This is a genomic window from Lentibacillus sp., assembly GCF_035301675.1.
Taxonomy (GTDB): domain Bacteria; phylum Bacillota; class Bacilli; order Bacillales; family Amphibacillaceae; genus Lentibacillus.
In genome coordinates this window covers 13,624-38,346 of the sequence record NZ_DATGTT010000014.1, presented here as the reverse complement: position 1 = coordinate 38,346, position 24,723 = coordinate 13,624, and the positions used below count along the sequence as shown (strand labels likewise).

Here is a 24,723-nt window from a genome sequence, read left to right as displayed (position 1 = left end):
CGACCTCATGCCTGTCAAGCATGCGCTCTCCCAGCTGAGCTACGGAATCATTTTTACTTATGAAATTATCGACAAGTATTACTATAAATAAATTTTAATGCGCTGTCAAGATATTTTGTTTTTAAAACTTGTATATCTCTTATAAACATCATTGTTAACCAGAAGGATCCCTAAGCAAGTCACTCATATCACAGTTGCGGTTTTATTTCCACACTCATTGGACAAAATAAATGTAATGTCTGACAAGATGTGGTGTGAACATGAATTTTATCAAAAAGCTTTTTCAGAAAAACGAAAATGATATGCAGATAAAGGATTACCGCAATCTAGAAGATGCAAAGCAAGTTTCGTCCTCTGCGGATAAAAACTTGGAATATATTCAACAAAAATTGCATCATCCAAGCGATTTAAAAGAAAGAAAATTAAAAAATGGCAAGGCTTTGCTTGTTTATTTGGAAACCTTATCAGACCAGGATAAAGTCAATGAAAAAGTTGTTTTGCCTCTTTCCAAAGTGGATGATTACGAATTAAAAGATATGGAATCCACCGGAAAGCAGCATTCAGATTTACACAAGGGTATTAAAGAACTGTTGAAAGGGCATGCTTTGCTGTTTATTGAAGGGCACACCGAGTTATATACCTTCAATGCTACTGTTTCGCATAACCGGTCGGTGGATGAACCCGAAAATGAGAAGATTGTCCGCGGTTCGCATGAGGGTTTTGTGGAGAATATATCAGTCAATATTAACCTGGTCAGAAAACGGATTGAAAGTACTGATTTAACGGTCCGGTACTATAAGCTGGGGGAAAGATCGAATACTAATGTAAGCATCTTATTTATGCAAAGTCTTGTAGATCCCGAGGTATTGGAGAAGGTACACGAACGCTTGCAATGGATTTCTTCTGACCACATTATGAGCCCGGGCTATGTTGAAGAATTTATTGAAGATGCTCCATACTCTCCTTTCCCGCAAATGTTAAATACTGAGCGGCCGGACCGTGCTGTGGGTGACCTTATGGAGGGAAGGGTGGCAGTAATGGTAGAGGGCAGTCCGACGGTCCTTACTTTACCGGTCACGTTAATGGTTTTTTATCAGACGCCGGATGATTACAATGAACGCTGGATTGTGGGCAGCTATCTCAGAACAATCAGACTCATGAGTTTTTTAATTGCTGTAACACTTCCAGCATTTTATACCGCTGTGATTGCTTTTCACTTTGAAGTGATCCCGGATGCTCTGGTGCTTCCCATCAAGGCATCCATAAAAGACATCGCCTATCCGCCTATCATCGAAGCACTGGTCATGGTTATAACCATCGAGTTAATAAGAGAAGCAGGGGTAAGGCTTCCGACTCCGATTGGCCAGACCATTGGTATTGTCGGGGGGTTGGTCATCGGTGATGCTGTCGTGCGTGCAGGTCTGATTTCGAATGTCATGATTGTCATTATTGCTGTGACAGCTATTGCCTCCTTTGTCGTCCCATCGACTGAGATGAGTGCAACGTTACGTATACTTATCTATCCGATGATTTTATCCGCAACTCTGCTCGGTTTTATAGGGATTGTTTTTGCATTAATGATTTTGTTGATTCATCTATGCAAATTAGAGTCGTTTGGTACCCCTTATTTTTCTCCGTTTGCTCCTTTGAAATGGAAGGGCCTGAAAGACACATTTATCCGGGTGCCGTTATGGAAAATGAATAAGCGGCCTGCAGATACTCAAGTCGAAGAACTTAAAAGACAAAAGGACTCGAGAGGATGGAAAAAACCATGAACGTTAATGGGAGTGACATTACACAGCAGCAGCTTTTCTTTCTGGTCCTCCAGACTCAGATAGGTGTTGGTGTGTTAAGCCTTGCCTTTAATGTATTTAACACAGCCGAACAGGATGGTTGGATCTCCACGCTAATAGCGGGATTAGCGATACAGGTAGCCATCATCATTATTTGGATGATGGCCAGAAGGTTTCCTTCCTCGACGATATTTGATATCCTTCCGCAACTTTTAGGGAAATGGATTGGAAACGTCGTAAATTTAGGCTATTTAATCTATTTTATAATGACGGCTGCTTTAGTACTTGCTATAAATGATCAGATCATTAAAAATTGGGTGCTGCCGGAGACACCTTCATGGGTCATTTCATTATTGATGACTATAACTGGTGTTTATATTTGTACTGGAAGCTTGCGAATTTTAGCTCGTTTTTACTCCTTTGTTTCGTTGTTGCTGATCGTTCTGTTTCTGCTGACAACATATGGATTAAAGGATGCTGAATTTCTTAATTTGCTTCCTGTAGGAGAAGCTGGAGGGATAAAGATAATAACGGGTGCAAAAGAAGCCATGGTCTCCATTCTTGGATTTGAATTGTTGCTGGTCATTTATCCGTTTGTTAAAGGAAAAAGTTCAGGAATACTGAAAAAGGCTTCCTGGGCGAATTTATTGGTGACACTGTTCTACACTTACACGGTCGTTGTAAGTCTGGCTTATTTCAGCCCCGGGGAATTAAAGTTGGTACCGGAACCGATTATTTACATGCTGAAAACATTTGAATTCAATGTGCTGGATCGTGTGGATTTGGTTTTCTTATCCATTTGGGAGGTATCAGTAGCGACATCTTTTATGATTTATTTGTTTATAGCATCCAAAGGATTGGCACATTTCTTTCATCAGTCAGAACACCATAACAAATTTGTTCCCTGGTTGGGCGGATTGGTCTTCATTGCCTCACTTATTCCAGGGAACAACGAGCTGGTGATTAAGGCTTTCAGTGAGTATGTTTCATATCTGGGCCTTATTTTTGCGGTTGGGCTACCTGCATTTTTGCTCATTATATCTTATCTGTTTCGAAAAAAAGAGCCTGAGGTGATGGTGAATGATAACTAAACGGCTGGGGCAAGCGGTCTTATTATTAAGTTGTCTATTATTGACTACAGGATGCTGGGATCAGCGATTATTCAAAGATGCCCAGCTAATCTTTAGTACTGGAGCGGATTTGACCGAATCAGGGAAAATTAATACAACCGTGTCAATTCCGTATGTTCAGAAATCAGAACAGGGTGTTGGAGAGGAAAGTGTACAAATTGTTTCAGCAAGGGCCGACACGCCAAGAGAAGCACGGATGAAAATTGATGAAAAAATGCCAAGAAGACTTGATGCCTCAAAGATGAAAGTAATCGTTTTGGGAAAAGAAGTGGCAGAACAGAAAATTTATCCCGTTCTTGATGTATTTTACAGAAATCCGAATAGCAACATGAGCGCTAAGGTGGCTGTAGCAGAAGACTCAGCAGAAGATGTAATTTCGATGAAGGGAACAGAACAACAAAAGATTAGTGAATATTTGAGCAGGCTGCTTGAGGGAGCTGAAACATCATCGATTATCCCACAACAAGATGTTCAGCTTGTTACTTCCATAATGTTTGATCCCGGACAGGATTTTATGCTGCCGTTATTGAGCAGTGTGGAAGGCGGGTCTATTAAGAATATAAAAGGATTGGCCATTTTCAATGGTCAAACGTACACAGGCGAGATCTTGACACCTGAAGAGGGTGTGCTATTTCAGTTATTGGATAACAACAAAGGTAGAAGAGCAAGGCTAACGAAGAAGATCAGCAAGGATAGAAATCCGAAAATTTTAAATTATATTACCATTGACGTCAACAATGTAGACAGCAGAATAGATATCGTTATCGATAAGGATCGCAACATTACTGTGAATCTGAATACGGACTTAACAGTAAAGGCCATTGAATACCCGAAAGATCAGCTAAACACGGAAAAGGAAATCAATAAGCTGAATAAAGAACTTTCCCAAAACCTCACAAAAGAAGCTGAAGAAATCATTCAGAAACTTCAGGATGTAAATAGTGATCCGCTTGGCATTGGCAAAAGAATGATTGCTTTTCATCATGATACGTGGGAATCCCTAGACTGGAAAGAGGCGTATCCGGATATTACATTCAATACGGAAGTAAACGTTGAGATCGTCCAGCGCGGAATCATCCATTAATTTAACTGCGATTATAAAAATCCGCTCATCATGCCCCCAAATCGATAATTCTTTCGATTATATAGTGAGATACATGTCATGGAAGTTAAAAGTTCTCTCTTTTAACTATAATCGAATGAAAAAAGGATTTGGGGGCATTGATTTAGAAAACAGTTATGAATGAAGTTAGTCAGAATATATATAGGGGAAGAATCAATGCAAGAAGGATTATGAATCTGAGTCTTTTTTAACATTTTAAATGGTCACCAAACCGGATGGAGGCGATTAAGATGAAAGCAACGACTGGCTTCATTTGTGACGAGAGCTATTTTTGGCATCAGATGGGGAATGGCGCATTGAATCAGCGTGCCGGGGGCTGGATTCAGCCGGACACCCATGCGGAGAATCCGGAAACAAAACGCCGTGCTAAAAATTTGATTGAGCGTTCCGGCTATATGGATAAACTGCAGCAAATTTCTCCAAGGTCGGCCACCCGTGAAGAAATTGGAATGAACCATGGCATGGCGTATGCTGACCGGATTAAGGAATTAAGTGATGCCGGCGGGGGCGATGCAGGGGTACACGCGATTGTCGGGCCTGATTCCTATGAAATTGCTCTGAAGTCTGCCGGTGGTGTGCTCACCTCGGTAGAAGCTGTAATGGAGGAAAAGGTTCAAAATGCATATGCGCTTGTCAGGCCGCCCGGTCACCATGCTGAACCTGAAGAGGGAATGGGTTTTTGTCTGTTTAACAATGTGGCGATTGCGGCCAAATATGCCCGCAGAAAGTATGGACTGAAACGCATTCTTGTTTTGGATTGGGATGTTCACCACGGCAATGGAACGGAAAGGGCGTTTGAAAACGATTCGGATGTCCTGTTTATATCCATCCATCAAGAAAACATTTTCCCGAAAGGCCGCGGTGAAATCACTTACTCAGGAAAAGGTGATGGCGAAGGGTATAACGTTAACATTGAATTGCCGGCAGGAACCGGTAATGAGGGTTATCTTTACGCTTTTGATCACTTAATTGAGCCGATTGTTGAGCAGTATGCCCCGGAGTTGATATTTGTTTCTGCCGGTCAGGATGCAAGCCGATTTGATCCGATAGGCAGAATGCTGGTAACAGCGGACGGCTATTTTCAGATGGGCAAGCGGATTAAAAAACTTGCCGAAAAGCACTGCGATGGCCGGTTAATCGCCGCACATGAAGGGGGATACAGTACAGCTTATGTGCCATTTTGCACACTGAGGGTGATTGAAGCCTTGCGCGGCGAGCACAGTCAGGTGGAGGATCCGTTTGATCTCGGGTTTCACGAAGGACCGATTTATCCGCATCAGAAGGAAGCCATTCAGCGGGCTGTGAACGTGCAGAAGGCTTACTGGAATTTAAAATGAACATTACATTCAAAAGTCAAAAAATGACAGCAGCAAAATGGCGTTCAGTCTATTTCATAGTATGTTATAATGTGAATATTTAAATGTAGTAACTTATTGTGAAAAAGGAGATATTATGTTGAAGGCGGGAATCGATAAAATAGGCTTTTACGCACCACATTTATATGTAGATATGACCAAATTGGCTGAGAGCAGAAATGTGGATCCGGATAAATTTACAATCGGCATCGGACAGGAAAAAATGGCTGTTCCGCCAATGACACAGGATGCTGTAACGCTGGCGGCAAATGCGGCCGTTGATATTCTCGAAGACTCGGATAAGGAAGCGATTGATTTTGTTATTTTCGGGACAGAAACCGGCGTTGATAGCTCTAAATCAGCGGCAGTTTATGTTCATGAACTGCTCGGACTGAATCCATACGCCAGGGCGATTGAGGTTAAACAGGCTTGTTACGGGGCGACGGCCGGCATTCAAATGGCAAAAGCCCATATTGCCATGAACCCTGACAGCAAGGTGCTTGTCTTAGGTTCTGACATTGCCCGGTATGGTCTCAGCACCCCTGGTGAAGCGACACAGGGAGCAGGGGCGGTAGCATTGTTGATCAGCGCAGACCCCCGTGTTATGGCGCTTGAGGACGAAAGCGTTTATTTTACCGCCGATATCATGGATTTCTGGCGTCCTGTGTATTCTGATAAAGCTTTTGCAGACGGAAAGTTATCCAATGAGCAATATATGGCGTTCTTTTCCCGCGTATGGGAGCAATACAAAGTCAAGACAGGCCTGGCACTAAGCGATTTTGCAGCCATCTGTTACCACCTCCCATACACCAAATTGGGCTACAAAGCGTTAAAAACTGTATTGGAAGAAGGAACAGAAGAAGTGCAGGAGCGTTTGTTGGCCAGCTACAATGTAAGTACAGGCTATAACCGGAATGTCGGTAACATTTACACTGGTTCATTGTATTTGAGTCTGCTGTCACTGCTCGAGCAGACCGATAAGCTGGTGGCGGGTGATCGAATCGGCATGTTCAGTTATGGTTCCGGAGCAGTGGGGGAATTCTTCACCGGAATTTTGCAGTCGAATTACCAGGATTATTTAAATATCGACCGGCATACCGAGCTTTTCGCTTCACGTTCAGAAATATCTGTTCCGGAGTATGAAGCTATTTTTGAGGAAACCTTGCCAACAGACGGATCGACTGTCAAACTGGATGTTGAGATTGATCCAGCCCGAATCTGTCTCGCAGGCATAGCCGATGATAAGCGCCAATATGTCAATAAGGTGAAAAGCGTTTCGTATTGATGCTCAAGAACCGTTAGTCATTGAGATAACTGACGGGTTTTATATATTCAATAGATTTATTCCGGTTTGTTTTGGGCACGCTAGTAACAGGTGATCATAATGAAGGCAAGCGATTTGGAAACAAAACGATTTGATAAAGCGTTGGACGAAATTCTTGATTTATTTAATAATCTTGAAGAAGATAAACCGGTTATTCAGTTCGAAGCGGATGTCCTTGATAAGATAGAGCGTGCCAAAATAAAATACGGCGGTGACATGGTCGATGAAAAGATCAATACCGTTGTACATGAAATGCTTTCGTGGCTTGATCTTGATGATGTGCAAACAGATAGTGAAGAAAGCGGGGATGGGGAAAAGGGCTCATAGTCTGACAGCAAACAGACTGATTGATTGTCAGACGGTCTTATGCGAACTAGTAAGTTAGGTGTACTTTATGATGGGAGGAGACTATGATGAAGGGGGTTATTGTAAAAACAACAGACGACCTGGAATTGACCAATATACCTGAACCTGAAGCAAAGCAGGATGAATTGCTCATAAAGGTCAGCCATGCAGCCGTCAATCGTACAGATATTGTTACCCGTAAAGGACAAGCAGGCTATGCAGCCAATCCGGTTTTGGGAGTTGAAGTAGCCGGCACAGTGGTTGAAACAAATGGCAATCAGCCCTTTTCCGAAGGCGACAGGGTCATGGGACTTGTCAATGGTGGCGGTTACGCAGAGTATGCTGTCATGCCGGCGAGTCGTGCCATGATGATTCCGGAGTCTCTACCACTTTCGGAAGCGGCCGCTATTCCAGAAGTTTTCCTGACAGCCTATCAGACACTTTATTGGATCGGCAAGCTGCAGAAGCAGGAGACGGTGCTGATTCATGCAGGTGCCAGCGGTGTAGGGACAGCTGCTATTCAGCTGGCCAAGCAGTTATCAGATGCAAATGTGATTGTGACCGCCGGATCGGAAAGAAAGCTTAATTTTTGTCAGGAGCTTGGGGCTGATGTTCTTATCAATTATAAAAGACAATCGTTCGATGAAGAAGTTTTAAAAGCGACTGACGGCAAAGGCGCTGATGTGATTCTCGATTTTATCGGGGCTGACTATTGGGATATGAATTTAAACAGCATTAAAAGTGAAGGACGCTGGGTTTTGATTGGTGTTTTGGGCGGAAGCGAACTTGAGAAGGTTGACTTAGGGTTGATCATGTCCAAGTATATTCAGCTGACGGGAACCTTGCTGACGCCAAGAAGTGATGCGTATAAAGCGGAATTGAGCCATGAATTTGCCAAAACCGTACTGCCGTATATGAATAAAGGGACAATCCGTCCGATTATTGACAGCGTGTTTCCGATTGAAAAGGTAAATGAAGCGCATCACCATATGGAAGATAATAAAAATATCGGAAAGATTCTGCTTTATATGACTGATGAAAACTATCAGGAGCGTTGAGAGCTGCAGGGCTTTATTAAGAGGCCTGCAGTTTTTTTATTGTTTTGGAAACTATAAAATTATTCCGTGTTTTGGAGTTTTTGTGATACTGCAGTGGGATTTAACAATTCGCGCGAGGTTGGCGCGAAATCGCGCGACAGCCTTAGGATATCGCGCGAGGACCGGCTGATTTCGCGCGACGCGATAAAAAAGTCGATTCCCCCCCCTTATAGTGTTGACTTTCAGACGCTGCCGAAAATCCTCATATCTGCCCCCGAAAGTTTGATGTGATCATTCCAAGATTATCCTCATAATTTCCATGGACAATAATTTGCAGCCGCCAGCATTTTGAAGCAATTCTTATTATTTGTCCGAATAACGACATATGAGCGGCTTTATTTAAAGTTATAGACGTAATATCGTCTGACAAAGAATTTTCTAAAAAGTGCGTTTACTGGTAATATTGGCTTATGGTAGAATAATAGAAACTTTTATAGGAGGGGGATCCATTGATTCGAAAAGAATGGAAATTTAGTGCTTTATTGCTTTTATTTGGTTTGTTCATTCTGTTGGCAGCCTGTGGTTCCGGCGGTGACGCAGAGTCTTCAGGTGATTCAGAAGGTGATTCAGGAGAAGGGAGCAATTTAAAAGATTCTTATACGGTTGCTACCGATTCATCTTTTGTGCCATTTGAATTCAAAGAAGATGGTGAGTATGTCGGATTCGATATTGACCTGATCAATGCGGTTGCTGATGAGGCCGGTTTTGACATTAACCTCGAAGTGACCAACTTTGACGGTATTATTCCGGGTCTGCAAACAGGATCGTTTGATATTGCGATTGCCGGGATCAGTATTACTGAGGAGCGGGCAAAGAAAATCGATTACAGTGATCCATACTATGAATCAGGTCTGGCAATCGGGGTCCAAAAAGATAATAACGATATTAAAGGGATAGAAGACCTTGAAGGAAAGACCATTGCTACCCGCCTTGGTTCAACTAGTGCAGCATACATTGATGAAAATATCGATAATGCCGATCCCAATCAGTATGAGCAGCTTGACCAGGCATATCTGGCAGTTGAAAATGGCAGTGCAGATGCAATCTTGTATGATGCGCCGAATGTCCAGTACTATATCCAGACAACCGGTGATAACCTGAAAGTGGTTGGAGACCTGTACCAGGCTGAGGACTATGGAATTGCCATTTCAAAAGGCAATGAAGACCTGGTGGCCGCCATCAATGATGCACTGGCCACACTGAAAGAAAATGGGAAGTACGACGAAATTTATGAAAAGTGGTTCGGTACAAAACCCGAATAATCACACTGGACAACATTTGTGATATCAAAAACTCAGTGGAACTAAGGCTTATCGCCATTAGTATTGATAGGCCTTAGTTTTTATTTTTTGAAGACAAACCCAGTTTTCTAAAGAGGTGATTGAATGATAGGACGATTTAATTGGGCAGGCGTTATCGATTTTTTGCCGCAATTATTTACAGGTTTATACTACACATTGTTAATATCAGTTGTTGGACTTGTGATCGGCTTTATTCTTGGCGGGTTTTTCGGACTGGGCCGTATTGCTCAGAACAGAGCGTTAAGAAGCATTTCCATCGTATTTATCGAAACTCTCCGAGGAACCCCTGTATTGGTTCAGGCAATCTGGATTTATTATGCGCTCCCGCTCATTATCCAATTTGAACTGGGATCCGTGACAGCCGGGATTACCGTGATTTCCTTGAACTCCGGTGCATACATAGCGGAAATTGTACGCGGGGCGGTGCAATCAATTGATAAAGGGCAGATGGAAGCCGGCCGTTCACTTGGTCTCAATCATGGACAAGCCATGCGCTACATCATTTGGCCGCAGGCATTTAAGCGAATGATTCCGCCGCTTGGCAACCAGTTTATCATCAGTATTAAAGATACATCACTGTTATCCGTCATACTCGTTCCGGAGCTGATTTTCCAGGGACGGCTGATAGCGGCAAACCATTTTAATGCTGTGGAAATCTATACAACGGTGGCTGTTTTCTATCTTGCCATCACATTGTCATTATCCTTTGTTCTGCAGAGGACGGAAAGGAGACTTGATATTTGATGATTACCGTTAAAGATTTGCATAAAAAGTTTGGTGATAACGAGGTCTTGAAAGGAATCGATTGTGAAATTGAACCATCTGAAGTTGTTTGTGTTATCGGCCCGAGCGGCTCCGGGAAAAGTACATTTCTCCGCTGCCTGAATATGCTTGAGCCGATCACGAGTGGTGAGGTAATAGTTGATGGTAATAACCTGAATGACTCGAAAACGGATATTAATATGGTGCGCACAGAAGTTGGAATGGTTTTTCAGCAGTTCAACCTATTTCCGCATAAGAAAGTGATTGAAAACCTGATGCTTGCGCCTCAAAAAGTGCGCAAAATTACAGATAAGGAAGCACGCGAACGCTGTCTGAAATTGCTGGAAAAGGTCGGGTTGGCGGACAAAGCCGAACAGTATCCGCAGCAATTGTCGGGCGGACAGCAGCAGCGGGTGGCAATTGCCCGCGCTCTGGCAATGGAGCCGAAGATGATGCTGTTTGACGAGCCGACATCTGCCCTGGACCCTGAATTGGTCGGTGAAGTTCTGGAAGTCATGAAGCAATTGGCCAATGAAGGGATGACAATGTTTGTTGTCACGCATGAGATGGGATTTGCTCGTGAAGTGGGTGACCGGGTTCTGTTTATGGATGAAGGTATGATTGTTGAAGAAGGTGACCCGGAACAAATGTTTACCGATCCGCAGTCAGATCGTACGAAAGAATTTTTAAATAAAATTTTATAGCAGCTTTAAGAGGTTTCAAAAGGCAGGCGAGTCCCCGTCTGCCTTGCTTTTTGCAGGGAGTGAAAATACGGATGTTGTATGCCCGTTATGTTTGAATGTCCGTTTATTTCCACTTATATCGGAGCTTTTTTTGATATACCCCATATTTTTTATAACAGACCGCTGTTGAACATGTTTAAACATATTAAATGAAGCTTAATCCGTTTTGACGAAAGTTACGATTCTATATATTCTAATAAAGAATGTTTTTTTAAGAACTCTAGGAGGTGGAATCATCTTAAACAGCAGTAATAGTGTCATGACTAAAACAAAGGAACAAGAGGGGGAGCTTGGATTTTGCAAGCCAACAAAAGATGATGGAGCGGAGGTATGGGAATTAATTAAGCATACCGGCGTTCTGGATCTTAATTCATCATACAGCTATCTCATGTGGTGTGAGATATTTTCCGAAACATCCATCGTTGTTGAGAGAGAAGGAAACACAGTAGGCTTTATTTCAGGATTCATTCATCCTGATCAGCCTGATACGCTGTTTATCTGGCAAGTGGCTGTCGATGACTCTGAGCGTGGCAATGGAATCGCAACCAAAATGCTGTACCATTTGCTGAAACGTGAAGGATGCGGTGAAGTCAATCATGTAGAAGCGACTGTCTCACCATCGAACACAGCATCACAGCAATTGTTTAAGGGACTTGCGAAAAAGCTTAATACGAAATGTGTTATTCATGACTATTTTACATCAGGTGACTTTCCGAGCGAGGGTCATGAGGACGAATTATTGTTTAAGATTGGACCTATACAAAAAGAAAAAATTTTAGTGGAAGGGTGAAATGGTGACAACAACAGTAATTGAAGACGACAAAATGAAAACCTTTGAAGAACTGGAATCAACAGTAAGAAGTTACAGCCGGGGCTGGCCAACCGTTTTTGAAAAGGCCAAAGGATATAAAATCTGGGACACAGACGGAAAAGAATATCTTGATTTCTTTGCAGGCGCAGGGGGCTTAAACTACGGCCATAATGATGACGCCATGCAGGAAAAAATGATTGAGTACATTCAGAATAATGGGATTCTTCACAGTCTTGATATGGGAACAACGTCGAGAAAAGAATTCCTTGAACGATTTAGGGAAGTTATTTTGCAGCCCCGAAATCTTGATTATAAAGTGATGTTTCCCGGACCGACAGGCACAAATTCGGTTGAAAGCGCATTGAAAATTGCCCGGAAAGTAACCGGACGCGATACGGTCATCAGTTTCACAAATGCCTTTCATGGCATGACGATTGGTTCGCTTTCTGTCACAGCCAACTCCTTTAAGCGGCATGGGGCAGGAGTTCCGCTGCATCATTCGGTATCAATGCCATTTGATGAGTATGTGGAAGATCAGGATACAATCGCTTATCTGGAAAGATTCCTGGAAGACAGAGGAAGCGGTGTAGCGTTGCCTGCAGCTATCATTCTGGAAACCGTTCAAGGCGAAGGCGGTATTAACGCAGCCAGCATGGAATGGCTGAAAAAAGTGGAAGCCCTTTGCAAGCAGTGGAATATTCTGCTGATTGTTGATGATATTCAGGCTGGATGCGGCCGTACGGGCACTTTCTTCAGCTTTGAGCCGGCAGGAATTGATCCGGATATTGTCTGCCTGTCCAAATCAATCGGCGGTGCCGGTTTGCCAATGTCCCTTACATTGATCAAGCCGGAATATGACCAGTGGGGTCCAGGTGAACATAACGGTACATTCCGCGGTAACAACCTGGCGTTCGTTGGCGCAACCCAGGCATTGACTTACTGGGAAACAGATGACTTCAGCAAATCCATTCAGGAAAAAGGCAAGGTCTTACGTGAAGGCATTGAGACATTGATTGCCAAATATCCTGAACTTGATGCCAGTCATCGCGGCAGAGGATTAATGCAGGGAATCGCCCTTGGCAAACCTGAACTTACTGATGATATTTGTGCAGAAGCATTCCAGCGCGGACTGATACTGGAAACAGCCGGCCCGGATGATGAAGTTGTCAAATTTCTTCCTCCGCTTATTATAGATAAAGAAGCTCTCAAAGAGGGACTTCAGATTTTGGATGACAGTATCCAGGCGGTTCTGAACTAATTGAACGAACTAAATTAGCCAGTTAAATATGCTTGAGCAATAAAGCAGAATAAAGAAAGAGGGGACAGCAAATGATTGTAAAATCACTTGAAGATCTGATCGGAACAGAAGACGAAACTTATGATGAGAATTGGTCAAGCCGCCGATTCATCCTGAAAAAAGACGGTGTTGGCTTCAGCATGAACGATACGATTATCAAAGCCGGAACAGAAAATTATTTCTGGTACAAAAACCATATTGAAGCAGTTTACTGCATCGAAGGGGAAGGTACCATTGAAAAGGTCGATACCGGCGATGTCTATGATATTAAAGCAGGGACTATGTATCTATTAGACGAACATGATAAGCATATCCTTCGTGCTAAAACCCAAATGCGTATGGTATGTGTCTTCAATCCGCCGCTCGTTGGCAGGGAGACACATAACGAAGAAGGCTATTACCCGCTTTTGACTGAATAAGCGGACGGGGATAAAGCCCGGGTTATGGTGATCATCCATAATCCGGGCTTTCTTATGGTAATTTTGCGCTGTAGATTTACAAGGAATCGCTATAGATTGATAATAAAACTTCTTATTGTTCTTTCAATATATATTGACTTTAATGTGTAATATAAGAAAATGAGGATAGCAAACATGTGGAGCTGATGAATTGATGGAATTGCTGATTGATTACCAGTGGGGGATTTTTGTCACGGCTGAAGTATTGTCAATAGTGGCATTATTGCTTTTTGGTGTTGTAAGGTACCTATTAAACAAGTATCGGCTGAGTCGATTGTTTTTGCTGGTGTTTCTGATTCTGCTTGGGATTGAGGCAGTGCTCGCCATCCTGATTTATCAGGAAACCGGACAAATTTCTACCTTTCAGATTGTAATCACGATTTTTGTGATTTATGCCAGTACATTTGGAATCCTTGATTTTATGAAACTGGATAGATGGATGCGGAAAACGATCGGCCGATGGCGCGGTGTTGAATTATTAACTGAGAAAGATCTCCGTATCTTGGAAAGGAATAAGGACCCTAAGTTTATTGCCAAAAAATATCGCTGGAGTTCTACAGTACATTTAATCGTCTTTGTCGTGGCACAGGGGGTTTTTTGGACATATGGAACGGATAGTATTGAAGAAATGCTGGGATATTTGACTGATTTTTCATGGGTTGAGTCCGGTACTGCAGCAGACTCCCCGTATGCTAATGAAACGGTTTATGGTATCGGAATGATCTGGGGGATTGTTTTTGCTGCCGACTTTCTGTATTCATGGTCATACACTGTATTTCCGTCAAGCGCCCGGAAATGACCACTTGAAGGATTGCGAATTGTCATCTGACGCTTATTTTATGAATAAGAAAGGATTGGTGCGATGGTCTCCAATCCTTTTTACCTTCAGTTAGTTTTCCTTCCCATACAAAATCCACGGGGATGGCAGCTCAAACTGGTGGCTGGCGGGAAGCGTCTGTGCTTCTTCCTTAGTCAGATCCATCCATATGTAGGTCTCATCATCTGTCTGTTGCAAAAGTTTCCGGTAATCGCTGGCAATCGTCTCCCACAAGCCCGGCTGGGATGTTAAATCATGCCATGGATAGACAGCATGCAAATAATGATATTTTTTCTGATCATATTTGGTAATGACAAACCGTGTTTTGTCATCATTTTCGTAAAAGGACCACTGTTTTATCGCCTCATCCTGAAATAATTCAGCCGAAGCGGGGAAAGGGTAATAACATTCATATGGAAAAATGTCTCCTGTCCGGATATACGCTTGATTCAGCCAATCTTTTTTGCGCTGCAGACTTGTAACAGGCTGCCATGGCTCTGCTCCTGATTCGAGTGCAGCAGTATCCTTTGTTAATGCCCCGTGCAGTGTTATGTATGGGTTGAGACCAACTTTTTCCAGGACCCGCTGTGCAGAAGTGTTATGCTCCTGTGTATTGGCTCCCACCCAGCGAATACCATTGAGTTTAAAGACCTCATTCAATATATAAGACACCACTTCCGTTGAAAAACCATTTCCCTTAAACCGCAGATCGCTTCGTAAACGTCCCAGCATGGCATAACTGCCTGCATATATCGAGTAGCCGCCTACACTGACCAATCGACCGTCAAGGAATAAGCCGTACAAGTGGTTGTCTCCCGTTGCAAGTCTATCAAATATGTGTGCTATATAATCAAATTCAATACCTGTTTCCATTGCTTCATATTGAGGGTAATCGTCTTTGTTCAGCATTCGGATGGTCTTGCTCATATGTCGTACACTCCCTGAATATTTTCTCAAATAATAGGTTATCATGTCCTCCTGCCATCGTGAAATATTAAGGACTTGTTGTATTAATTTTCTGCATGATGGTTGCCACGGGTTTGATAGAGTCCTATAATGAAGGATATATTTAGTTTAAAAAGGGTATCGAAAAGCCCGGAAGGCACCCTTTTTGCAATACACATTTTGAAGGAGATGGTGTCAGTTGCCAATTAATGTATCAAAAGAACTGCCTGCCAGCGATGCCTTAAAGCAGGAGAAAATCTTTGTTATGGATGAGGATAGGGCACAGACACAGGATATCCGTCCTCTTAATATATTAATCTTAAATTTGATGCCGGAAAAAGAACGAACGGAACTGCAGCTTCTGCGCTTGTTGGGGAATACACCGCTGCAGGTTAATATCAGTTTTCTCAGAACGACGACACACAGACCGAAACACGTAAGCCCGCATCATCTGGAAAATTTTTATACAACGTTTGAAGAGGCAAAGAAACGCCGGTTTGACGGGCTGATCATCACAGGGGCACCAATCGAACACCTGGCGTTTGAGGATGTTGCCTATTGGGATGAACTGACGGAAATTATGGACTGGGCTGCTGCCAATGTAACCTCGACGCTGCACATTTGCTGGGGGGCACAGGCAGGTCTGTATTATCATTACGGCGTGGAGAAATATGAGCTTCCGGAAAAGTTCTTTGGTATTTATGAACACCAAATTTCAGATCAGACTGTTAAGCTTGTACGCGGGTTTGATGATATTTTCCATGCGCCGCATTCACGTTATACCAGTGTGTCGAGAGAAGCAATCGAAGCCAATCCGGATCTGACGCTGTTATCTGTTTCGGAACAGGGTGCACCGTTTATCATTATGTCCAATGATGCCAAGAACATCATGGTTACAGGCCATATGGAGTATGATGCAACAACTCTTGCTGAGGAATATGAACGCGATCACAGCAGAGGAGTGGAGACGGGTATTCCGGAAAATTACTTCCCGAACGATGACGTGGATGCACAACCGCCACACAAATGGCGTTCACACAGTCATTTATTATTTTCAAACTGGCTTAACTATTATGTTTATCAGGAGACACCGTTTGTATGGGACTGATATGAAAAGCTGTAATCCTTTAAAAAGGGTTACAGCTTTTTTAGAAAGAAAAGAAAGCATAAATTCATGGTGGCTTCTACGAATGTTTTATCAAAAATTGCCACGTCCGGCTCCAGCGCCCAGCGTAACTTCCTTCACCTCCGTCCGATAAGTCAACAGCGATTCATTTACGTTCATCGTGTTTCCGGAAGTCTATGTCTCTCATGATTATTCCAGAAGTATCTCCTCGCGCCGCAGCACTTGGCATGCTTGATCCAGCTGTTCTTCAGTGTCCGCCTCAATGGTATGAAGGTGTACGCCATCAGTAAGTCTGGTCAGGAGTGATGCCCCGGTCCGGTTCAGCTCATTCAAAAATGCATCGGCATCAAGCCGATTTTTTATCATTAATGAACCGGTCATGTCCCCGTAAATCGGGTGTTCAACCATTACATTGCGGATGGTCACGCCATGATCTACCAACGTATAGAGCTCGGTCGCCGTCTCTTCCAGCATATGGGAGACCGCGATCACTCTGGTAAATTTTGCAGATTCATTGTTTTCCTCATAGTAAACATATCCGCGTGAGGTAGCGATAATGGGTTCGCCTTTAGCTTTCAGCAGGGAAATATCCTGAACAATTACCTGTCGGCTCACATTCATTTTTTGGGCTAAAACTTTACCGGAAAGCGGCTCACTATTTTCTTTCAGCAAATCCAGAATCATATTGCGCCGTTTTTCACCAAACACTTTGTTTCGTTCTTCCACTTCCAGCACCTCTGTTTCGGCTTTTCTCCAATTATACCAAACCAACAGCATTGATACATTATTTGTGAAAAATTCTTGAATTGTTATCGGACATATGTAACTATATGTGTAAAGACATATGTAAAGTTTGTTCTTTTGAAAGATAAATCCAATGCAGAAAAGTCTTTTAAAAAAGCTTTATTATGTTCAACATTTCACAAGCAAAGAGGAGGAGCCATATGGAAAAAAACAAATCAAATATAGGTTGGGGGATACTGATTGTCGTACTGATCCTGTCGGCGTATATTCTTCCATATACTGTTTTGTCAGAGGTTCAAGCATGGTATGGCAGTTTTCTGTTATGGGGGATTGTCGGAATTTTAATCATTATCGCTAATTTTAAGATCACAAAGGGTTGGGGGAAGTAAATTGAGTACAAATCTGGCAATTTGGGGAATCATAATCTATTTTATTTTAGCATCAGTCATCGCGATTATGTCGAGACGGGGAAATCGCTCGGATATGGCAGGTTTCTTTTTGGGCGGACGAAATATGAATGGTATTCTTTCGGCGCTGAGTTACAGTGCGACAACGTATAGTGCATTCATGATGGTTGGTCTGGCAGGACTTACGTATCAGGGCGGCGTCGGGGCACTTGGTTTTGAAATTGTTTACTTTACCGGCGTCTCACTGGTTATTCTGTTCGGGCCACGGTTTTGGAGAGCAGGGAAAAAGTATGGTTACGTTTCTCCGTCGGAAATGATCGGCGGAAGGTATGAGAGCAAAACAGCAGCAGCATCCGTTTCGATTGTCAGCTGTTTATTTCTGATCCCGTATTGCGCGGTACAGCTCGCCGGTGTCGGCTATTTGCTCCAGGGCATCACAGACAATGCCATACCGTTTACGGCAGGTGTTGTGTTTGCAACTGTCATGGCCATTTTATTTTCCTATACAGCCGGGATACGTTCTGTCATCTGGACAGATTCACTTCAGGCCATTATCATGATCATTACGTCCACAATCGTTGTCCTGATGGTAGTTCAGGGTCTTGGAGGCTTCGGGCAGTTTTTTGAAAATCTGGAGACAAGCCGGCCGGATTCATTGTCTGTTCCGGGGAATGACTATTTTGATTTCCTGACGTTTCTGGGACTGACACTGCCGTGGTTTTTCTTCAGTTTATCCAATCCACAGGTGAGTCAGCGGTTGTTCATGCCGTCATCGTTAAAAGGATTGCGGCAGATGCTGATAGGCTTTCTGATTTTTGGATTCATTTATACGTTCGTTTCCGTTTTATGGGGGTTTTCCGCCCTGCAGATGTTTCCGAACCTTGAAACGGCCGACCTGGCAACACCACAGCTGTTGTCATCTGATCTCGTTCCACCGATTCTTGGCGTCATTGTGATGGTCGGTATTCTGGCTGCGGCAGTGTCAACCATTGATTCGATCATGCTGACATTGTCATCCATGTTTGCCCGCGATGTCTATGGAAATTCCAAGAGCAAGCCAAGTGATCGACAGCAATTAAAGGTTGCAAAAATGGTCATACCGGTGATTGCGGTTTTGGCGCTTGCGTTTGCCGAACTGGAGCTTAACTTGATCGCCGTTCTGTCCGTTGCCGCCTCATCCGGGCTGATCGTTGCTGTCCCGTCATTTTTCGGAACATTCTTCTGGAAGCGCGGGACCGCTGCCGGTGTCATTTCCAGTGTCTCTGTTGGAGCGGTGCTTGTCCTTGCGGTTGAATTTACCGGTGTCAAACCGCTGGGTCTGGCATCCGGTATTTGGGGACTGCTTGTTTCAGCAGCGGTTTTTGTTGGCGTCAGCCTGGTGACTAAGAGGCCAAAAGAAAAAGCAAATACATTCTTGAATATAATGAAAGAGGAACGAAAAGCGTCATAAATTGAATTGATACAAGCCTTTGTGTGATAACTGCACAAAGGCTTTTTCTGTGTTATTGCTTTACTGCTTCAGTTCAAACAGTATAAAATCCTGTCAACTAACCAAGATAAGATATATTGACCCAGTCGCCAAAGAAAGGGTGCACCAGCATGAAAAACGGGGAAAAGGGGAAGCTGCCTTCGATAAAAAGGCGGGGGAAAAAGCGCAGATCCAAAAAAGCGGATAAAATGTCCAAGCTTGAATCGTCAGTTGATGAACAAACGCCGCTTTTTAACAACTTATCTGACAATGAGGACACGTTTCGGTCAATTTATAAAGACAGTTCTGACGTTATTTTTCGGCCGTTTTACATAGGTGAACAGGTTAAAGCGATTCTCATTTATATTGAAGGATTGTCAAACATTGAAGAAATCGATGACAGTGTTCTGTCCCCGCTCATTAAATCATCAATGGGCGAAAACTATTTCATTGATACATTGATTCATAAAAAAGTGTCGACTTCCAGTGTCAAAGAAGTCAAAACGTTTTCAGACAGCATAAAAGAAATTTCTTCCGGCAATCCGGTCATTCTGGTTGATCAGCAAAATAGCGGTTTTGCATTAGGGCTCTCCAAATGGGAAAAGCGGTCGGTTGATGAACCAAAGGCAGAAATGGTTGTCAGAGGGCCGCGGGAAGGCTTTGTTGAAACAATCGGTGTCAACACGTCACTAATCCGAAGAAGAATCAGGAGCCCCAAATTGAAAATGAAATCCATGCAGGCAGGAGAATACACCAAGACCAGAATAAATCTTGCTTATGTGGAAGGGATTGTCGATGAAACAGTACTGGAAGAAGCGATAAACAGGATAAAACGTATTGATGTTGATGGTGTAGTGGACAGCGGTGTATTGGAAGAATTTATTGAAGATAACCCGAATTCTCCTTTCCCGCAGGTGATCGCGACTGAACGCCCTGATAATGTGACAGCAAGCTTGCTGGAAGGCCGAGTCGCTGTCCTGGTCGACGGATCCCCATTTGTCTTAGTTGTACCCGTGACATTCTATTCACTGATGCAGGCAAGTGAAGATTACTATGGTCGTTATTTAATTGCTACATCGATCCGCTGGCTGCGGTATTTATTTCTGCTGATTTCACTGTTTCTTCCTTCATTATATGTCGCGTTACTGACGTTTCATCAGGAGATGGTCCCGACAACACTTTTATTCAGTATCGCTGCATCACGTGCACAAGTTCCGTTCCCTGCACTGGTGGAAGCTCTCATGATGGAAATTACATTTGAAGCACTTCGTGAAGCCGGTCTCCGTCTGCCGAAACAAGTGGGGTCGGCTGTCAGTATTGTGGGTGCATTGGTCATTGGTGAAGCAGCGGTTTCGGCAGGGATTGTGTCGGCTCCCATGGTCATTGTTGTTGCGTTGACTGGTGTTGCTTCGTTTACCATCGCGCGTTATTCAGCATCAGCAGCGGTTCGGATGCTTCGTTTTCCAATGATTCTGCTGGCAGGAACACTTGGGCTGCTGGGGATAATAATGGGAATTATTGTGATTATCATCCACATGGCGACACTTCGCTCATTCGGTCAGCCATACCTCAGCCCAATGGCACCAATGAAATGGAGCGGTATGAAAGATGTGCTGCTGCGCGCCCCATGGTGGAAATTTAATACGCGGCCACATTATTCAGGCAACTATAATAAATATCGTCAATCCGATAACCAGAAACCTTCTCCGATCAGAGGTGAGGAATAAAGGGGTGGACGAGTATGATTGAAAAAGGAAAAATCAGTACCCTGCAAATGGCCATTCTGATTTATCCAACGATTATAGCGACAGCGATTCTTCTCGTTCCGGCAATAACCGGGGAACAAGCACGGCAGGACATGTGGATGTCACCGATCTGGGCTTCTGCAGCCGGTTTTCTATCGGCTTTCATTGCGATTCAGTTAAATAAGCGTTTTCCGGAGCAGACAATCATCCAATATAGCGAAACGATAGCCGGCAAATTTCTGGGAAAAGTAATCGGATTTGTGTTCATCTTTTTTTTAGCCCATATATGTGGGGTAATCTTAAGGGAATACGGCGAATTTGTGAAGGGAAATTTCCTGGATACGACACCCATGATCGTTATTCTTGGGAGCATAGCATTTGTATGTGCTCTTGCAGTAAGGGGCGGGCTGGAGGTGATTGCCAGAAGTGCCCAGATATTTGTGCCTGTTGTGACCGTTTTATTTATATTCGTTCTGCTATTATTATCTCCGGAGCTAAATCCTGCCAACATGCTTCCCGTTTTTGAAAAGGGGTTAATGCCTTCACTAAGGGGTGCTGTGGTGCCGGCAGGATGGTATTTGGAGTTTTTTATGATTTCTTTCCTGCTTCCATTTTTAAGAGATCGAAAAAAAGCTGTGAAATGGAGTGCAGTAACCGTTATTGCTGTACTGATTACTATGGTTATTACCAATATGGTGACGCTGTTTGTATTTGGTTCGCTTACTCCCAAGTTTACATATCCCGTTATGGAAGCAGCACGCTATATTAGTATAGCTGAATTTATCCAGCATATGGAATCTGTCGTGATGGCGATTTGGGTCGGAGGTATCTTCGTTAAAATATCGGTTTTTTTCTATGCTGCTGTTCTCAGCACCGCACAATGGCTGAACCTGTCCGATTATCGGCCGCTTGTTTTTCCGATTGCATTAATTGTTACGGTTTTGGGCCATTGGTCAGCTTCAAACTTGCAGGAACTGGAGATATTCCTGAGTGAAACGTTTCCATTTTACTCATTTATTTTCTTGGCTGTTATCCCGGTCATCCTGCTGCTGGCTGCTGCCATCCGAGGAAAGAGGTCAAATAAGTCTAGTAACTGAAACAGAAGCAATTATTGATATGAAAGGAAGGGTATCATGGACTGGATTGCTTTAACGAAAAAATGGCTGTTAATCCCCTCTGTAAGCTTTCTGATTTTGCTTCTTGCGGGGTGCTGGGACCGCGTGGAAATAAATGATTTAGCCATTGTTGTCGGAATCGGCCTTCATAAAACGGATGATGACCTTATTGAACTCTCTATGCAAATGGTGAATCCCAGCTCGATGATAAGCGGCCAGGGAGGCAGCGGAGGGCAGCAAGGAAACGGACAACTGACAACTGTGGAGAAGGCAGTTGGCAAAACATTTTATGATGCCAGGTCAAAACTGCAGGAAAAAATTTCACGAAAGTTGTTTTCCGGTCAGAACCGTGTTGTGTTTATCAGCGAAAAAATGGCTGAAAAAGGGATCCGAAAGCATATTGATTTTCTGGCACGGCATCCAAAGCCAAGATTGAGATCATTTGTTTTTGTAACGAAAGAATCCCCTGCAGAATTCTTTAAAGTCATGCCCAATTTGGAGGCAAGTTCAGCTGAAACAGCTAGGGAACTAGCAAGTTTGAAGATTGGCATGAGTGTTGAAGCGAAAGATCTGCTCCAAATGACATCTGATGAAAGTGACAACGCAGCATTGCCGGTACTTGAGATTGAGGAGGAACCTCCGAATACATATGGTTTGCGAGTAAAAGGTACAGCAGTATTTAAAAATGGAAAAATGGCCGGGCAGCTCGATGATAGTGTGACAAGGGGGCTGTTATGGATACGCAATGAAATTGAAAACGCCTCAGTCACCATAAAGCCCGAAGATGCGAAAAATTATATTTCATTTAATATTTTTGAGGAAAATACGCAACTGATTCCCAGTATTAAAAATGGAAATTGGAAAATGACCGTAAAAATAAATTCAGTTGATGATGCTGTCGAAAATGAAACAAAATTAAATTTAATAAATCCTGACACGGTTAATAGGCTTGAAAAACAACTGGAAAAAAGAATCAATAAGCGTATCCGTAAAGCATTGAAGCTTGTCCAGAAAGACATGCAATCAGATATTCTCGGATTTGGTGAAGCATTTCACCGTCATTATCCGGATAAATGGGCTAAAGTAAAAGATAACTGGAACGAAAAATTTTCGGAAATAACAGTTGAAATCAAAAGCGATGTTAAAATTAAACGTCCCGGCAGGTCTGCATCACCGCCGGCTGTACCGGAGGATAAGGTGATTAACGAATGAAAATAGCAGGTGTACTATTAATCATTGTTGCTGCTGTCTTGATCACACTGTATGAATGGCCCAAAATAAATGAAGATCTAAGGAAGGAAAGACGTGCGTTTATTGTATTGATGATGGCAGGCGTTTTGCTTGCCGCTCTGCTTATTTATTTTCCGGAAATGCCCGGACCGACCGAATTGGTCCAGTGGTTGTTTAAGCCGTTCAGCAATATGCTGGGGAAATAAGATGCTGCTATGATCTTGTGGTGATTTTAACCGGCAGTTCTCGGTCAATTGATCAATACGCTAAAGTTCACAATTACCAAGTGCTATCCACCCTCTGGAATATTTCGTTTGCAATTTCTAAACCAACATCCCCTGATTTTGTATTATAATAGAGAAAGATAGATTTTATCGGGGAAAGGGGAGAGAGGTATGAAACTATTCCACACGGCGGATTGGCATTTGGGCAAACTTGTTCAGGGCGTCTACATGACCGATGATCAGCGTTACGTTCTGGAGCAATTCATCAATGCAGTCGAAACCGAAAGGCCGGATGCGGTGATTATCGCCGGGGATTTGTATGATCGGGCGGTGCCGCCGACAGAGGCTGTCCATTTATTGGATGAGGCGTTGAGTAAAATCGTGCTTGAGTTAAAGACGCCAGTGCTGGCGGTTGCAGGAAATCATGACAGCCCGGGCCGTCTTAATTTCGGGAGCAGTATCATGAAGAATAATGGATTTCATATCGCGGGTAATTTCGAACACGATTTGAAACCTGTTGTGCTGCATGACGAACATGGGCCTGTTCATTTTCATCTTGTACCATATTGTGACCCGAGCGTTGTACGAACTGTGACCGAAGATGGCACCATCCGCAATCACAATGATGCAGCACGAAAAATTGTTGAGATGATTCGGCAGGATATGGATCCGGATGCCCGTCACGTCTACATAGGACATGCCTTTGTCACACCATTTGGCGAGGAAGAGGAAAACACGAGTGATTCGGAGCGGCCGCTTTCAATCGGCGGAGCGGAATATGTGGATGCTCACCATTTTGCACCATTCGATTATACGGCATTGGGACACTTGCATCAGCCGCACCACGTGAGCAATGAAACGGTCCGGTATTCCGGATCCATCCTCAAATATTCCATTTCTGAAGAACATCAACAAAAAGGCTATTCGGTTGTTGAGATGGATGCTGATGGCAAGGTGTCGATTGAAAAGCGAACACTCAAACCAAGACGGGATATTCGAACGGTCGAAGCAACAATGGACGAGTTGTTGACCCATCTGGTAAATGATGATTACGTGTTTGTCCGGCTGCTGGATGAGGCACCCGTTTTGTCGCCGATGGAGCGGATCAGGTCGGTTTATCCGAATGCGATGCATGTTGAGCGCGGAAATGACATGTTTTCAACCGGCGAACAGCCTGAAAACAGCCAGGGAAGGTCCAGGAGAGACATGAGCACAATCGATCTTTTTAAAGCTTTTTATCATGAAGTGAAAGGACACGAGGCGTCTGAAGATACAGAAGCGATTTTCAAAGACGTTTTGGATGAACTCTTAATAGAAGAACGTGAAGAAACACCGTCAAAACAGACGATTGAAAACTGAACAT

General features: G+C 43.4%; 24 protein-coding genes. 22 read left to right on the top strand and 2 right to left on the bottom strand.

All coding sequences use genetic code 11. From position 1 onward, the window contains the following. Nucleotides 1–260: 260 nt before the first annotated feature. From VK097_RS02990 to VK097_RS02925, 14 genes are all read left to right on the top strand, one after another. Nucleotides 261–1,775: a spore germination protein gene (locus tag VK097_RS02990; protein ID WP_324210313.1), complete on the top strand. Its 1,515-nt coding sequence runs from the start codon at nt 261–263 to the stop codon at nt 1,773–1,775. After that, nucleotides 1,772–2,884 (top strand): GerAB/ArcD/ProY family transporter, encoded by a 1,113-nt coding sequence (locus VK097_RS02985; RefSeq protein WP_324210312.1) that lies wholly within the window; start codon nt 1,772–1,774, stop codon nt 2,882–2,884. The genes VK097_RS02990 and VK097_RS02985 overlap by 4 nt, the downstream gene beginning before the upstream one ends. Then, on the top strand, nt 2,874–4,007 hold the full coding sequence (locus tag VK097_RS02980; protein WP_324210311.1) for a Ger(x)C family spore germination protein: 1,134 nt from the start codon (nt 2,874–2,876) through the stop codon (nt 4,005–4,007). The genes VK097_RS02985 and VK097_RS02980 overlap by 11 nt, the downstream gene beginning before the upstream one ends. A 269-nt stretch (nt 4,008–4,276) precedes the next feature. Next, complete coding sequence (locus tag VK097_RS02975; RefSeq protein ID WP_324210310.1) at nt 4,277–5,383, top strand: class II histone deacetylase; 1,107 nt, start codon at nt 4,277–4,279, stop codon at nt 5,381–5,383. A gap of 118 nt (nt 5,384–5,501) precedes the next feature. Then, a complete protein-coding gene (locus VK097_RS02970) occupies nt 5,502–6,686 on the top strand; it encodes a hydroxymethylglutaryl-CoA synthase (protein ID WP_324210309.1) in 1,185 nt (394 codons plus the stop codon). Between the two features lie 99 nt (nt 6,687–6,785). Further along, on the top strand, nt 6,786–7,052 hold the full coding sequence (locus VK097_RS02965) for a hypothetical protein (RefSeq protein WP_324210308.1): 267 nt from the start codon (nt 6,786–6,788) through the stop codon (nt 7,050–7,052). 86 nt (nt 7,053–7,138) lie between these two features. Then, a complete protein-coding gene (locus tag VK097_RS02960; protein WP_324210307.1) occupies nt 7,139–8,128 on the top strand; it encodes an NAD(P)H-quinone oxidoreductase in 990 nt (329 codons plus the stop codon). A gap of 488 nt (nt 8,129–8,616) precedes the next feature. Next, complete coding sequence (locus VK097_RS02955) at nt 8,617–9,429, top strand: glutamine ABC transporter substrate-binding protein (RefSeq protein ID WP_324210306.1); 813 nt, start codon at nt 8,617–8,619, stop codon at nt 9,427–9,429. Nucleotides 9,430–9,552: 123 nt separating this feature from the next. Continuing rightward, nucleotides 9,553–10,212, top strand: a complete 660-nt coding sequence (locus tag VK097_RS02950) for an amino acid ABC transporter permease (RefSeq protein WP_324210305.1) — start codon at nt 9,553–9,555, stop codon at nt 10,210–10,212. Next, nucleotides 10,212–10,934 carry an amino acid ABC transporter ATP-binding protein gene (locus tag VK097_RS02945; RefSeq protein ID WP_324210304.1) on the top strand — a complete coding sequence of 241 codons (723 nt, stop codon included), beginning with the start codon at nt 10,212–10,214 and terminating at the stop codon, nt 10,932–10,934. Before VK097_RS02950 ends, VK097_RS02945 begins: the two co-directional genes overlap by 1 nt. Before the next feature lie 298 nt (nt 10,935–11,232). Continuing rightward, nucleotides 11,233–11,763 (top strand): diaminobutyrate acetyltransferase, encoded by a 531-nt coding sequence (ectA, locus tag VK097_RS02940; protein WP_324210303.1) that lies wholly within the window; start codon nt 11,233–11,235, stop codon nt 11,761–11,763. A gap of 1 nt (nt 11,764) precedes the next feature. Next, on the top strand, nt 11,765–13,042 hold the full coding sequence (gene ectB, locus VK097_RS02935; RefSeq protein ID WP_324210302.1) for a diaminobutyrate--2-oxoglutarate transaminase: 1,278 nt from the start codon (nt 11,765–11,767) through the stop codon (nt 13,040–13,042). Between the two features lie 71 nt (nt 13,043–13,113). After that, the gene (locus VK097_RS02930; protein ID WP_324210301.1) at nt 13,114–13,500 is read left to right on the top strand and encodes an ectoine synthase; all 387 of its coding nucleotides are present in this window, start codon (nt 13,114–13,116) and stop codon (nt 13,498–13,500) included. Nucleotides 13,501–13,693: 193 nt separating this feature from the next. Then, on the top strand, nt 13,694–14,338 hold the full coding sequence (locus VK097_RS02925; protein WP_324210316.1) for a hypothetical protein: 645 nt from the start codon (nt 13,694–13,696) through the stop codon (nt 14,336–14,338). Nucleotides 14,339–14,428: 90 nt separating this feature from the next. On the opposite strand, the gene VK097_RS02920 is transcribed toward VK097_RS02925, so the two are convergent. Then, entirely contained in the window at nt 14,429–15,283 is an 855-nt protein-coding gene (locus VK097_RS02920; protein WP_324210300.1) for a GNAT family N-acetyltransferase, read from the bottom strand. 217 nt (nt 15,284–15,500) lie between these two features. Here VK097_RS02920 and metA point away from each other — a divergent pair, with 217 nt between their 5' ends. Further along, nucleotides 15,501–16,409 (top strand): homoserine O-acetyltransferase MetA, encoded by a 909-nt coding sequence (metA, locus tag VK097_RS02915; RefSeq protein WP_324210299.1) that lies wholly within the window; start codon nt 15,501–15,503, stop codon nt 16,407–16,409. A 207-nt stretch (nt 16,410–16,616) separates the two neighbouring features. Here the strand turns inward: metA and VK097_RS02910 are convergent, their stop codons facing one another. After that, nucleotides 16,617–17,153 (bottom strand): transcription repressor NadR, encoded by a 537-nt coding sequence (locus tag VK097_RS02910; protein ID WP_324210298.1) that lies wholly within the window; start codon nt 17,151–17,153, stop codon nt 16,617–16,619. 218 nt (nt 17,154–17,371) lie between these two features. On the opposite strand from VK097_RS02910, the gene VK097_RS02905 reads away from it, so the two are divergent. The 7 genes from VK097_RS02905 to VK097_RS02875 all read left to right on the top strand — a co-directional run bounded on the left by VK097_RS02905 (nt 17,372) and on the right by VK097_RS02875 (nt 24,719). After that, nucleotides 17,372–17,560 carry a hypothetical protein gene (locus tag VK097_RS02905; RefSeq protein ID WP_324210297.1) on the top strand — a complete coding sequence of 63 codons (189 nt, stop codon included), beginning with the start codon at nt 17,372–17,374 and terminating at the stop codon, nt 17,558–17,560. 1 nt (nt 17,561) lies between these two features. Continuing rightward, nucleotides 17,562–19,028 (top strand): sodium:solute symporter family protein, encoded by a 1,467-nt coding sequence (locus tag VK097_RS02900; protein WP_324210296.1) that lies wholly within the window; start codon nt 17,562–17,564, stop codon nt 19,026–19,028. A gap of 149 nt (nt 19,029–19,177) precedes the next feature. Continuing rightward, the gene (locus VK097_RS02895) at nt 19,178–20,773 is read left to right on the top strand and encodes a spore germination protein (protein WP_414672147.1); all 1,596 of its coding nucleotides are present in this window, start codon (nt 19,178–19,180) and stop codon (nt 20,771–20,773) included. Nucleotides 20,774–20,787: 14 nt separating this feature from the next. After that, complete coding sequence (locus tag VK097_RS02890) at nt 20,788–21,888, top strand: GerAB/ArcD/ProY family transporter (protein WP_324210295.1); 1,101 nt, start codon at nt 20,788–20,790, stop codon at nt 21,886–21,888. Nucleotides 21,889–21,924: 36 nt separating this feature from the next. Then, nucleotides 21,925–23,118 carry a Ger(x)C family spore germination protein gene (locus VK097_RS02885; protein ID WP_324210294.1) on the top strand — a complete coding sequence of 398 codons (1,194 nt, stop codon included), beginning with the start codon at nt 21,925–21,927 and terminating at the stop codon, nt 23,116–23,118. Then, nucleotides 23,115–23,342 carry a hypothetical protein gene (locus tag VK097_RS02880; protein ID WP_324210293.1) on the top strand — a complete coding sequence of 76 codons (228 nt, stop codon included), beginning with the start codon at nt 23,115–23,117 and terminating at the stop codon, nt 23,340–23,342. The genes VK097_RS02885 and VK097_RS02880 overlap by 4 nt, the downstream gene beginning before the upstream one ends. Before the next feature lie 189 nt (nt 23,343–23,531). Further along, nucleotides 23,532–24,719, top strand: a complete 1,188-nt coding sequence (locus VK097_RS02875) for an exonuclease SbcCD subunit D (RefSeq protein ID WP_324210292.1) — start codon at nt 23,532–23,534, stop codon at nt 24,717–24,719. Nucleotides 24,720–24,723 lie beyond the last annotated feature (4 nt).